Source organism: Mycobacterium florentinum (genome assembly GCF_010730355.1).
GTDB lineage: Bacteria > Actinomycetota > Actinomycetes > Mycobacteriales > Mycobacteriaceae > Mycobacterium > Mycobacterium florentinum.
Window position 1 is genome coordinate 105,920 of sequence record NZ_AP022576.1, and the last position, 12,140, is coordinate 118,059.

At 68.4% G+C, this 12,140-nt stretch carries 13 protein-coding genes; 7 read left to right on the forward strand and 6 right to left on the reverse strand.

Going from position 1 to position 12,140, the window contains the following annotated elements:
- Positions 1-13 precede the first annotated feature (13 nt).
- Genes G6N55_RS00545 through G6N55_RS00560 form a run of 4 tightly spaced genes read right to left on the reverse strand, consistent with a single transcriptional unit; the run spans position 14 to position 3,074 of the window.
- Positions 14-766 (reverse strand): adenosylcobinamide-GDP ribazoletransferase, encoded by a 753-nt coding sequence (locus G6N55_RS00545; protein WP_085220498.1) that lies wholly within the window; start codon positions 764-766, stop codon positions 14-16.
- Positions 763-1,827: a nicotinate-nucleotide--dimethylbenzimidazole phosphoribosyltransferase gene (cobT, locus tag G6N55_RS00550; RefSeq protein WP_163667671.1), complete on the reverse strand. Its 1,065-nt coding sequence runs from the start codon at positions 1,825-1,827 to the stop codon at positions 763-765. Before cobT ends, G6N55_RS00545 begins: the two co-directional genes overlap by 4 nt.
- Positions 1,824-2,360, reverse strand: coding sequence for a bifunctional adenosylcobinamide kinase/adenosylcobinamide-phosphate guanylyltransferase (locus tag G6N55_RS00555; protein WP_085220496.1), 537 nt, complete (start codon positions 2,358-2,360; stop codon positions 1,824-1,826). The genes cobT and G6N55_RS00555 overlap by 4 nt, the downstream gene beginning before the upstream one ends.
- 27 nt (positions 2,361-2,387) lie before the next feature.
- Positions 2,388-3,074, reverse strand: coding sequence for a DUF3043 domain-containing protein (locus G6N55_RS00560; protein WP_085220495.1), 687 nt, complete (start codon positions 3,072-3,074; stop codon positions 2,388-2,390).
- Positions 3,075-3,266: 192 nt separating this feature from the next.
- Between G6N55_RS00560 and G6N55_RS00565 the strand changes: the two genes are divergently transcribed.
- Positions 3,267-4,343: a glycerate kinase family protein gene (locus tag G6N55_RS00565; protein WP_163667101.1), complete on the forward strand. Its 1,077-nt coding sequence runs from the start codon at positions 3,267-3,269 to the stop codon at positions 4,341-4,343.
- A 70-nt stretch (positions 4,344-4,413) separates the two neighbouring features.
- Positions 4,414-4,773, forward strand: coding sequence for a HesB/IscA family protein (locus G6N55_RS00570; RefSeq protein ID WP_085220493.1), 360 nt, complete (start codon positions 4,414-4,416; stop codon positions 4,771-4,773).
- A 23-nt stretch (positions 4,774-4,796) separates the two neighbouring features.
- On the opposite strand, the gene G6N55_RS00575 is transcribed toward G6N55_RS00570, so the two are convergent.
- The gene (locus G6N55_RS00575) at positions 4,797-5,462 is read right to left on the reverse strand and encodes an Rv0361 family membrane protein (protein ID WP_085220492.1); all 666 of its coding nucleotides are present in this window, start codon (positions 5,460-5,462) and stop codon (positions 4,797-4,799) included.
- Between the two features lie 180 nt (positions 5,463-5,642).
- Here G6N55_RS00575 and G6N55_RS00580 point away from each other — a divergent pair, with 180 nt between their 5' ends.
- Positions 5,643-6,617 (forward strand): carbohydrate kinase family protein, encoded by a 975-nt coding sequence (locus tag G6N55_RS00580; protein WP_085220614.1) that lies wholly within the window; start codon positions 5,643-5,645, stop codon positions 6,615-6,617.
- Between the two features lie 111 nt (positions 6,618-6,728).
- Here the strand turns inward: G6N55_RS00580 and asnB are convergent, their stop codons facing one another.
- Positions 6,729-8,678, reverse strand: coding sequence for an asparagine synthase (glutamine-hydrolyzing) (asnB, locus tag G6N55_RS00585; protein ID WP_085220491.1), 1,950 nt, complete (start codon positions 8,676-8,678; stop codon positions 6,729-6,731).
- A gap of 153 nt (positions 8,679-8,831) precedes the next feature.
- Here asnB and ctaC point away from each other — a divergent pair, with 153 nt between their 5' ends.
- The 4 genes from ctaC (at position 8,832) to G6N55_RS00605 (ending at position 12,140) form a co-directional block, all read left to right on the forward strand.
- Positions 8,832-9,932: an aa3-type cytochrome oxidase subunit II gene (gene ctaC / locus G6N55_RS00590; RefSeq protein WP_085220490.1), complete on the forward strand. Its 1,101-nt coding sequence runs from the start codon at positions 8,832-8,834 to the stop codon at positions 9,930-9,932.
- A gap of 8 nt (positions 9,933-9,940) precedes the next feature.
- Complete coding sequence (locus G6N55_RS00595; protein WP_085220489.1) at positions 9,941-10,360, forward strand: cytochrome c oxidase subunit 4; 420 nt, start codon at positions 9,941-9,943, stop codon at positions 10,358-10,360.
- Positions 10,361-10,542: 182 nt separating this feature from the next.
- Positions 10,543-11,508 (forward strand): MmpS family transport accessory protein, encoded by a 966-nt coding sequence (locus tag G6N55_RS00600; RefSeq protein WP_163667105.1) that lies wholly within the window; start codon positions 10,543-10,545, stop codon positions 11,506-11,508.
- On the forward strand, positions 11,508-12,140 hold the full coding sequence (locus tag G6N55_RS00605; RefSeq protein WP_085220487.1) for a DUF2561 family protein: 633 nt from the start codon (positions 11,508-11,510) through the stop codon (positions 12,138-12,140). Before G6N55_RS00600 ends, G6N55_RS00605 begins: the two co-directional genes overlap by 1 nt.

A 12,140-nucleotide genomic window follows, 5' to 3' on the forward strand; every position in this document is an offset into this window, starting at 1 on the left:
CTTAGCGTTTCGGCTAGTAGCGGACCAATGCCGCCAGCGTGACAGCGCTGACCGTCGTGGTCAGTTCGATTGCGGCGCCCAGCACGTCGCCACTGATCCCGCCGAAGCGGCGCACGCAGTGCCCGACCAACACCGCGGCGCAGCACAACGCCAACACCACGGCGGCCGGCCCTTGCCACGGTTGCGGGCCCGCCACCAGCGACACCCCGAGCAGCACCACGACGCAGCCGGCGACGATGCCGACGGGTTGCGTGCCGGCGACCTGGACGCCCAGTGCGCTACCGTCGGCCGCCGGCACCGAGCGGCGGCAGGCCAGCACGGCACTCACCCGGCCCGCGGCGACCGCGACGACGATCGCGGCCAGCCCGTGTCGCCAGCCCGCGCCGAGTGCCGAAAATGCCAAGCCCTGCAACACGATCACCAGCACGACGGCCGCGACGCCGAAAGGTCCCGTTGTCCCGTCGCGCATCACCGCCAGTGCGCGCGGCGGCGGCCCGTAACAGCCCAGCCCGTCGGCGGTATCGGCGACACCGTCGATGTGCAGTCCCCGGGTCGCCAGCAAAAGCGCTGCCACCGCAAGCAATCCCGGCAGCGGGCTGGACACGCCGAAGGCCAGCGAGCCGCCCCAGGTGATGCCCGCGGCCACCGCTCCCAGCACCGCGCCGACCACCGGCAGCGCGGTCATGGCGCCGCGGCCCATCGGGGCCCGGCTCGGCACGGGCAACACCGTGGCGAATGCGAAAGCCGTTGCCAGCGAACGGATCACGGCGAAGGCATGGTGTCGTCGGGCTGGTTGGACACACCGGCCTCGGTGAACGTCGCCATCGACGACAGCGTGGCCACCGCCGCGCGCAGCACCGGCACGGCCAGCGCCGCGCCGCTGCCTTCGCCCAGCCGCATTCGCAGGTCCAGGATCGGGTCCAGCTCGAGCGCCTTCAGGGCGAGCGCATGACCCGGCTCGGTGGATCGGTGCCCCGCCTGCCACCACTGCCGCGCACCCGGCGCCAGGCGCTCGGCGACCAGGGCGGCGGCCGTCACCGCCATGCCGTCGAGCAGCAGCGGGGTGCGCCGCACCGCGGCCTGCGCGCAAAAGCCGGCCATCGCGGCCAGATCAGCGCCGCCGCACGAGCGCAACAGCGCGACCGGGTCCGGCAGCACCGGCCGGGTCCGGAACAACGCGTCGCGGACCGCGGCCGTCTTACGGGCCCAGCCGGCGTCGTCAATGCCGGATCCGAAGCCGACCACCGCGACCGGCTCGGCGTTCGTCAGCGCCGCCACCAGAACCGCTGCGGCGGTGGTGTTTCCGATGCCCAGGTCGCCGACGATCAGCAGGTCGGCGCCCGCGTCGACCTCTTCGTCGGCGATGCGCCGGCCCGCCGCGATCGCGCGGGCGGTCTCCTCGTCGGTCAGCGCGTCGTGGCTGGCGATGTCGCCGCTGGCGCGGCGCACCTTGTGGGCGCCGATCTCCTCCGAGAGCGGCTCGGCGTCCACCGCCACATCGGCGACGCGCACCGTCGCGTCCGCGATCGCCGCCAGCGTGTTGATCGCGGCCCCACCGGCGTCGATGTTGGCGACCATCTGCGCGGTCACTTCCGGCGGGTAGGCCGACACCCCGGATTTGGCGACGCCGTGATCGCCGGCGAACACCACCACCCGGGCACGCGCGAATTGCTTTGGCGGGCAATGCCCCTGGCACGAGGCGATCCACACGGACAGGTCCTCGAGACGGCCCAGCGCGCCACTCGGCTTGGTCAGGGTGTCCTGGCGGGCGCGGGCGGCCGCGGCGGCGTCCGGGTCGGGCGAGACGATCGGCGCGAATTCCATTATTTCCCTGACGATTTGATTGATACCGGCTGACCGGCCACCACCAGCACCACCCGCTCGCACAATGCCGCGACGCGCTGGTTCAGGGAGCCCAGCTCGTCGGTGAACCGGCGGCCGGCCGCGGTGGCGGGAACCACGGTCAACCCGACCTCGGGGCTGACGAGCATCAGTGTGGATTCGAACGCACCGACGGCGCCGAGCATCTCGTCGACCGGGGTGGCCACCGACCCGTTCTCCCATGCTTGGTGGCGATTCAGCGTTGCCGTCAGCCAGATGCCGAGGTCGTCGACAAGGGTCGGGGTATCCGGCGACTGGCGCAATTCGGTGGTGATGTCGCAGGTTTCGACTGTCGACCAGTGCGCGGGCCGGCGGTCGCGGTGCTTGGCGATGCGGTCTGCCCAGTCCGCATCGTCTGGGCAGCTCGGCCCGGGGGCCAGGTAACGAACCGCCCGGCCCGGTGGTACCGATGCGGCAATGGCCTGTTCGGCCCACTCGGATTTGCCCGACCTGATCCCGCCGAGCACCAGGGTGCGCACTGGGGTCAGACGGCTTTCCGGCAACGTCTAATCGACACTGCTGCCGCGCTGGACTTGTGGCCGGGGTGCCCGCATCCGGCGCATCTGGGAAGCCCGGCCAGCAGCGTAAAGGCCTAGCTTCCAACGGCTTTCGGTGTTGCTCGGGAACTTCGCGTCGACCAGCCTGCTGACCTTGCGGCCCAGGACCACGCCGTCGATGGCCATGATCGCGGTGATCAGCAGCATCGCGGGCGAGATGAACAGCTGCAGCTGCGGAACGGCGAACATGACGAACAGCAGCGCCAGGGTCGACGGCATGAACAGGCCCAGCACGTTGCGTCGGGAATCAACCACGTCGCGCACGTAGCGGCGGATCGGACCCTGGTCGCGCGGCAGCAGGTACGCCTCTTCGCCGGCCATCATGCGTTCGCGGCGGTCTGTCATCCGGGCCCGGCCGGCGGTGCGCTCGGCCTTGCGCTCCTCGCGGCTGAGTTTCGGGCCGGCCAGCGTTTTGCGGCGAGCCCGCGCCTCGGCGGCCGTCTTGGGCGCCGGGGCCACGGGGCCCTTCTTGGCGTTGCGACGCGCGGCTTCGCGCTTGGGTGTGGGCCGGCCCTTGGGGTCGGTTCGGCGTGTCCCGCGAGACGCGGCGTCCAAGGCGGCGTCGTCCACAGTCGGTGTCACGAGGTCACCATCCGGGACTTCCGCATGGGTTTTCTTACGGCCCAACAACTTCACAACCGCCAGGTTACTTCGCGCCCGGCCGGGTTCGGCGAATGGCCCCGTCAGGCATCGCGATAGCTCTGCGGCCGCACGATACTTAGACCTACCCTTATCAGTGATGAACGGCTACGGGTGATGGACAACGGCTCGATGGCCTCGGACGATGTTGCCACTGGTCTTTCTCCGGGTCGTTTGCAATTGCCGGCTATGCGGGTGTTGGTGGCCCCGGATTGCTACGGCGACAGTCTTTCGGCGCTAGAAGCTGCCGCCGCCATCGCGACCGGCTGGACCCGATCCCGCCCGGGCGACCAGTTCATCGTCGCCCCGCAGTCCGACGGCGGCCCCGGTTTCATCGAGGTGCTGGCCAACCGGATCGGGGAGAAGCGGCGCGTCGAGGTGGTTGGGCCGCTGGACACGGCGGTGGAGGCCGAGTGGGTCTGGGATCCGGAGACGGCGACCGCATACCTGGAAATCGCCCAGGCCTGCGGGCTCGGACTGCTCGGCCGGCCGGCCGACCCCGAGACCGCGCTGGCGGCGCACAGCAGGGGAGTCGGACAGCTGATCGCCGAGGCGCTGCAGGCCGGAGCGAGACGAATCGTGGTGGGGCTGGGCGGCAGTGCGTGCACCGACGGCGGCCAAGGCATGATCGCCGAGCTGGGCGGGCTGGAAATCGCCCGCCACCAGCTGGCAGAGGTCGAGCTGATCGCCGCGTCCGACACCGAATATCCGCTGGTGGGACCCTGGGGTGCGGCCCGGGTGTTCGGGCCGCAGAAGGGTGCGGACACGGCGACGGTCGCGGCACTGGAAGTTCGCCTCGAGGCGTGGGCACTGCAACTGGAAGCGGTGGCCGGACGCGACGTGAGCTCCGAACCGGGTGCCGGTGCGGCCGGCGGTATCGGCGCGGGCCTGCTCGCGCTCGGCGGCCGCTGCGAGTCCGGCGCGGCGATCATCGCCGAGCACACCCATTTGGCCGACGACCTCGACATCGCCGAGCTGATCGTCACCGGAGAAGGCAAGTTCGACGAGCAATCCCTGCACGGGAAGGTAGTCGGGCAACTCGCGGCGGCGGCCGGGCCGCTGGGAATTCCGGTGATCGTGCTGGCCGGGCAGGTCGGGCTGGAGAAAACCGCGGTGCGAACGGCGGGCATCATGTCCGCGCTGTCCATGGCCGAGTACGCCGGCTCGGTGGGATTGGCGCTGGCCGACGCGGCAAACCAGCTGATGGGATTAGCGTCACAGGTGGCGGCGCGACTCGGGAATAGCGGTCCCGCGAGGTACCGTTGACGCATTGGGTTTTACCCGAGTGGTTCGGGTGCCCGGGCACCTACCCAACAACAGGCATGTAGGAGAAGTAATGACGGTGCAAAACGAGTCGAGCGCCACGACCACCCACGGCGTAATCCTGACCGAGGCCGCCGCCACCAAGGCGAAGTCCCTGCTGGACCAAGAGGGACGCGACGACCTGGCGCTGCGCATCGCAGTTCAGCCGGGCGGATGCGCAGGCCTGCGCTACAACCTGTTCTTCGACGACCGCGCCCTGGACGGCGACCTGACCGCGGACTTCGGTGGGGTGAAGTTGACCGTGGACCGGATGAGCGCTCCCTACGTGGAAGGCGCGTCGATCGACTTCGTGGACACCATCGAAAAGCAGGGCTTCACGATCGACAACCCGAACGCCACGGGTTCTTGCGCCTGCGGGGACTCCTTCAACTGACCCCGACGGGTTAGTACGCGGGGCTAGTACGAGCCCCCGGTGCGCAGCACGTACGAGCACACCAGGATGTCGCCGCGCTGGAACAGCAGCTGCGCGACGCCCTGGACCTGACCGCGCAGCGGCCCGCCGGTGGCGGGCGATACCTGCATGGTGAACAGCGCCTGAACCTGGTACTGCGACAGGTACACGATCTTGTCGATCGAGGTCAGCTGGACCTGGGAAAACTGCTTGCGGAACGCATCGCTGCTCAGCTTGGCCAGCGCCTGGTCGGACCTGCGGTCCTTCACGCCGTCGTAGAGGCCGCAGAGCGCGTTGCGGGCGATCTCCTCGGTGTTGCGGTTCTCCAGCGCGTCCAGATAGCCCTGAATCGCCGTTTTGGCCGTCGCCTCGGAGAACGCGGCACCGGTGTTGGCGCCGTTGGTGCGCACCCCGTACACGATCGCTGCCGTCATCCCGGCCACCAGGGCGATCGCCGCCAGCACCCCGATGATCATGCGCCGCGGTGAGCGCCGATTCGGGTAGCCCGGTGGCGGCGGTCCCGGGTAGGCGCCCGGCGGCGGCTCGTTGGCGGGCCCGGGCGCGTAGGGCGTCTCGCCGACCGGGGGATCTTGCGGGAAGTCGACCGGCTCGGTGTATGGCACGGGTCCGTCGGCGCCGACAGGGTGGTTCGGCGAGTGCGGACCGCCCATTGTGGTTCTCCTACGTGGTAGACGGGACCACGAGCGGGTACGGCCCGAGCATTCGGTCCCGGCGACTTGGGTGAGTTCCCTAGGGAGGCTAGCGCACCCCCTCCCGCCGACTGCGGACGCAACGGCCGTCGAAACGCGTGGGTAGGCTGGACGCGCTTACCAATGAAGGGTGGAGATTTCGTGACGATCGCGGTAACCGGTTCGATTGCGACCGACAATCTGATGCGCTTTCCCGGCCGGTTTTCCGAGCATCTGCTGGCCGAGCACCTGCAGAAGGTTTCGCTCAGCTTCCTGGTTGACGACCTGGTGATTCATCGTGGCGGCGTGGCGGGCAACATCGCCTTCGCCATCGGCGTGCTCGGCGGTGACGTCGCGCTGGTCGGCGCGGCCGGCGACGACTTCGGCGAATACCGCGAATGGCTGGAGCGCCACGGGGTCAACTGCGAGAACGTGCTGATCTCCAAGACCGCGCACACCGCCAGGTTCACCTGCACCACCGACGAGGACATGGCCCAGATCGCGTCGTTCTACCCCGGCGCCATGTCGGAGGCCCGCAACATCAAGCTCGCCGACGTCGTCTCGTCGGTCGGCAAGCCGGATCTGGTGATCATCGGCGCCAACGACCCCGACGCCATGGTGGTGCACACCGAGGAGTGCCGGAAGCTCGGCCTGGACTTCGCGGCCGACCCGTCCCAGCAGCTGCCCCGCCTGTCCGGGGAAGAGATCAACAAGCTGATCGACGGGGCCGCCTACCTGTTCACCAACGACTACGAGTGGGAGCTGCTGCTCAACAAGACCGGGTGGTCGGAGAACGACGTGCTCGGAAAGGTGGGTCTGCGGGTGACCACGCTCGGTGCCAAGGGCGTGGACATCGTCGATCGCGACGGCACCACCACGCATGTCGGCGTGGTGCCGGAGAACAGCCTCACCGACCCGACCGGCGTCGGCGACGCGTTCCGGGCCGGATTCCTGACCGGCCGCAGCGCCGGGCTGAGCCTCGAGCGCTCGGCGCAGCTGGGCTCGCTGGTCGCCGTGCTGGTGCTGGAGTCGACCGGCACGCAGGAGTGGACGTGGGACCCCGCCGTCGCCAAGGCGCGGCTGGCGGATGCCTACGGCGACGACGCCGCCGCCGAGATCGCCGCGGTGCTCGCCTAGGAGCCGTCGAGTGTGAACTCACGGCGGCGAGTGTGAGCTGGCGGCGTTGAGTGTGCGCTGAGGACGGCGACACGCCGACGAGCTGCGCCCAGGCGTCACACTCAAGCCTGCTTAGAGCTGTACGGGGTATACCGGTTCGCTGATCTGGGGCACCACGGTGTGCTCGACGAAGATCGCGTGCCAAAGCATGAAGATCAGCACCGTCCACAGCCGGCGGCTGTGATCGCTGACGCCGCTTCGGTGTTCGTCGAGCATCCGGCGCACGGCGGCGGTGTCGACGAGATGGCCGGCCTGCGAGGCGTCCACCATCGCGTAGGCCCACTCCAGCAGTTCGCCGGCGCGCAGCCAGTGCCGGATGGGCACCGGGAAGCCGAGCTTGGGCCGGTGCAGCACGTGGGCCGGAACGATCGGTTCCAGTGCCCGTCGCAGCGCGTACTTGGTGGTGGTGCGGGTGATCTTCGCCTCGACGGGTAGCCGGGACGCGACGGCGAACACCTCGGGGTCCAGGAACGGCACCCGCAGCTCCAGCGAGTTGGCCATCGTCATCTTGTCGGCCTTGACCAGAATGTCGCCGCGCAGCCAGGTGAACAGGTCGACATGCTGCATGCGGGCCACCGGATCCCAGCCCGCCGATTCGGCGTACACCGAGGCCGTCACGTCGGTATGCGTCCACTCCTCGCGGAACCCGGTCAGCACGTCGCGCAGCTGGGCATCCGAGAAGCTGCGGGCGTTGCCGTAGTAGCGCTCCTCGAGCGTCAGCGAACCGCGATGCAGCAGGCTCTTGCCGCGCATGCCGTCGGGCAGCGGCTTGCTCATCTTGCCCATCGAGCGCCGCAGCGGCCGCGGGAGATAGTCAAAGGGCTTGAGCGACAGCGGTTCTCGATAGATCGTGTAGCCGCCGAACAGCTCGTCGGCGCCCTCGCCGGAGAGCACTACCTTGACGTGTTTGCGGGCCTCGCGGGCGACGAAGAACAGCGGGACCAGCGCCGGGTCGGCGACGGGCTCGTCGAGGTACCAGACGATCTCGGGCAGGGCGGCGACGAACTCGTCCGCGCTCACCACCTTGGCGATGTGGCGGGCGCCGATCGCCTCGGCCGAGGCCACCGCGACGTCGATCTCGGAGAATCCCTCGCGCTCGAATCCGGTGGTGAACGTGATCAGCCGGGGGTTGTGCCGGATCGCCAGCGCCGCGATCGCGGTGGAGTCGATGCCGCCGGACAGGAACGCCCCGACGGTGACGTCGGCCCGCATGTGCTTGGCCACCGAGTCCTCGAGCACCGCGGTGATCTCGTCGTAGCGGGCCTGCTCGGTGTCGCGGGTCAATGGCACCGCGGCGAAACGCGGCACGAAATAGCGGGTGACCTGCGGTGGCAACCCGGGCCGGATCCGCGCGTAGCAGCCCGATTCCAGCCGGCGCACCCCGCGGTGCAGCGTCTCGGGCTCCGGCACGTACTGCAGCACGGTGTAGTGCTGGACGGCTCGGGTGTCGATCGCGGTGTCGAATCCCACCAGATCGACGAGATCGAGCAGGCATTTCTTCTCGCTGGCTACCGCCGTTCCGCCGGTGCCGGTCGCCATGAACAGCGGCTTGATACCGAAAGGGTCTCGGGCGCAGAACAATTCGCGGGTCACGGTATCCCACAGGGCAAAGGCGAACATGCCGCGCAGCCGCGTCAACACCTCGGTGCCCCAGTGGTGATAGCCGGCGACGATGGCCTCGCCGTCACCGTCGGTGGCGAAGGTGGCGCCGTGCCGGGCGGTCAGTTCGTCGCGCAGCTCGAGGTAGTTGTAGATCTCGCCGTTGAACACCAGGACGTAGCGGTCCGGTGCCTCGGGCGGCCCCCAGCGCAGCGGCTGATGCGAATGCGCGATGTCGATGATGGACAGCCGGTTGAAACCGAACACGACCGACCCGTCGGCGCCAGGATCCGTCCACGTGCCCGGCTCGTCGGGGCCGCGGTGACGCATCAGATGCGACGAGCGGGCGATCGCGCCGTCGGCTCGGGCCGCGTCCGTCTCGACGCCGCCGGGGTCGGCGACAAAGGCCAGCAGTCCACACACGGCCCCCAATATGCCGCACTTCGGCGATGCTTGGGGGCACCGCACCGGGCCGGTTGCGGCGACGCGGCCGCCGACCGGTCGGGGTTTAGTCGCCGGGCTGTGCGGCGTGGTCTACGCTGCGTAGTATTCGACGTTCGAGCAGGAGGCGCCAACGTGACACCCGGCGGGCAGTTCCGTTCGCAGCGTTTGTCGCAGGGCATATTTCAGCGCCGTTCGCCAGACGCATCCAGGGGTATTTCCCGTCGTCTTCGACCGTTGGCGCTGGCCGCGACGCTGGGCGTGCTGGCGGTCACCCTCAGCGGATGCAGCTGGCAGACGGTGTTTGCTCTCGGCTGGCCCGAGGGCATCACGCCGCAGGCTCACCTCAACCGGGAGCTGTGGATCGGCGCGGTGATCGCTTCGCTGGTTGTCGGCATGATCGTGTGGGGCCTGATCTTCTGGTCGGCGGCCTTCCATCGGAAGAAGGCGACGGACACCGAACTGCCCCGGCAGTTCGGCTACAACATGCCGCTCGAGCTGGTGCTGACGGTGACGCCGTTCCTGATCATCTCGGTGCTCTTCTACTTCACCGTCGTGGTGCAGGAGAAGATGCTGCACCTGGACAAGAACCCCGAAGTTGTGATCGACGTCACGGCCTTCCAGTGGAACTGGAAGTTCGGCTATCAGAAGGTCGACTTCAAGGACGGCACGCTGAGCTACGACGGCGCCGATGAGGCCCGCAAGAAGGCGATGGTCTCCAAGCCCGAGGGCAAGGATGAGCACGGCGAGGAGCGCGTCGGGCCGGTGCGCGGAATCAACACCGAGGACCGGACCTACCTGAACTTCGACAAGGTCGAGACCCTCGGGACTCCCCAGGAAATTCCGGTGCTGGTGCTGCCGGCCGGCAAGCGCATCGAATTCGTATTGAATTCAGCCGATGTCATCCACGCTTTCTGGGTGCCGGAATTCCTCTTCAAGCGCGACGTGATGGCCTACCCCAAGCAAAACAACTCGGTCAACGTCTTCCAGGTCGAAGAGATCACCAAGACCGGGGCGTTCGTCGGCCACTGCGCGGAGATGTGCGGCACGTATCACTCGATGATGAACTTCGAGGTCCGCGTCGTTGAGCCCAATGACTTCAAGGCTTATTTGCAGCAACGGATCGACGGAAAGACGAACGCCCAAGCGTTGCAGGCGATCGCCCAGTCTCCGATAGCGGTGACCACTCATCCGTTTGACACTCGCCGCGGCGAACTGACCCAACCAGTAGGTTAGGAGACGCAATGCATATCGAAGCGAGGCTGTTCGAATTCTGCGCCGCGTTCTTCGTCCTGTGCGCGGTGCTTTACGGGATACTGACCGCGCTGTACGCCACGGGCGGCGAGGAGTGGGCCGGTACCACCGCGTTGGCGCTGACCGGCGGTCTGGCGTTGATCACGGCCACCTTCTTCCGGTTTGTGGCCCGCCGCCTCGATACCCGGCCCGAGGACTACGAGGGTGCTGAAATCAGCGACGGTGCAGGGGAATTGGGATTCTTCGCGCCGCACAGCTGGTGGCCGTTGATGCTCGCGTTGTCCGGCTCGGTGGCCGCGGTCGGTATCGCGCTGTGGTTGCCCTGGCTGATCGTCGCCGGCGTGGTGTTCATCCTTGCGTCGGCCGCCGGATTGGTCTTCGAGTATTACGTGGGCCCCGAGAAGCACTGATTTGCATCTCAAAGGTAACAATCCGGGCATCAGTTGAGCCGCCGCCCGTTTGCCAAGACTTCTTTGCGCTACTCGGTTCGGTAGGGTTTGCGCAGGCACATGAGAATCTCCCGAGCACGTGCGACACGGTGTACCCCTGGAGCCCCGTGCGCAGGTGAGGCAGTTGGACAGGGCAGGCAGACATGAGCGGGCCGAAACCCCCGGGATGGGAACCCGACGAACCCGATTCGGACAGTGAGTTCGACCACGAACCGATTTCCGGTGGCGAGCCCGGCGCCGATTTAGCCGAGCACGACGACGAATTGCCTGCCGGTGGCGAACTCGAACCATTCGCCGACAGCGGCGCAATACCGGCGGCAGACCAGACCGGCGAGACGGACGCCTATTCGCGTGCCTACTCCGCGCCCGAGTCCGAGCATTTCATCAGCGGCGCGTATGTGCCGGCCGACCTGAGGCTCTACGACTACGAGAGCTACGAGGACGCATCCGACGACGACGATGACGACGACGGCACCCCGCGCTGGCCGTGGGTGGTCGGCGTCGCTGCCATCGTGGCCGCGATCGCGCTGGTGGTCTCGGTTTCGCTGTTGTTCGCGCGCACCGACACCAATCAACTTGCCAACCCGGGCACCAGCACCTCGTCCACACCGCCGGTGCAGGACGAAATCACCACGACCAAGCCACCGCCACCCCCGCCGCCCACTACCGAACCGCCGCCACCGCCACCGACAGCTACGGAGACCCAGACAGTGACGGTGACGCCACCGCCTCCACCGCCGCCACCGCCGCCCCCGCCGACCACCGCGCCGCCGGCCAGCACGTCGGCGACCGCGGCCCCGCCTCCTGCGCCGCCACCGCCTCCGACGACGCCGGCGGGCCCCCGCCAGGTCACCTATTCGGTGACCGGGACCAAGGCGCCGGGCGACATCATCTCGGTGACGTACGTCGACGCCTCCGGCCGCTCACGCACCCAGCACAACGTGTACATCCCGTGGTCGATGACGGTCACGCCGATCTCGCAATCCGACGTCGGCTCCGTTCAGGCGTCCAGTCTTTTCCGGGTCAGCCGGCTCAATTGCTCCATTACCACCAGCGACGGAACGGTGTTGTCGTCCAACAACACCGACCAGCCGCAGACGAGTTGCTGATGGTCAGCAGATACTCCGCGTATCGACGCGGGTCAGACACCGTTCCGCCCGACGTCATCGATCGCCTTCTGCTGGGCACGTGCGCCGCGATCTGGCTGCTGTTGCTGGGCGTCAGCGTGGCCGCTGTCGTCGCGCTGGCCGACCTGGGCCGGGGCTTCCACAGCGCGGCCAGGAATACGCACAGCACGCCGTGGGTGTTGTACGCCGTCATCATCGTGTCCGCGTTGATCATCGCCGGGGCGGTCCCGGTGCTGTTGCGGGCCCGTCGGATGACCAAGGCCGAACCGCCGGTCGTTCGGTCGACGGCCCTGCAGGGACGTCCACCGGCCCGGCAGACCACCACCCGCACCGTGGTCGAACGGGTGCGCCCGCAGCGTGCTCAGGTGACCGGCGCGGACGGGGAGTGGTCCGGGGAGGCCGTCGACCGAATCTTTTTGCGGGGTGCCGTCGTTTTGACCGGCACCATGGGTCTCGCACTGATCGCCGTGGCCGCCGCGACGTATTCGATGGCCGTCGGGCATGACGGTCCGTCCTGGGTCGGCTACGGGCTGGCCGGGGCCATCACCGCGGCGATGCCGGCGATCGAGTGGCTCTTCGTTCGGCAGCTACGCCGCGAGGTCGCGGCGAGCTAG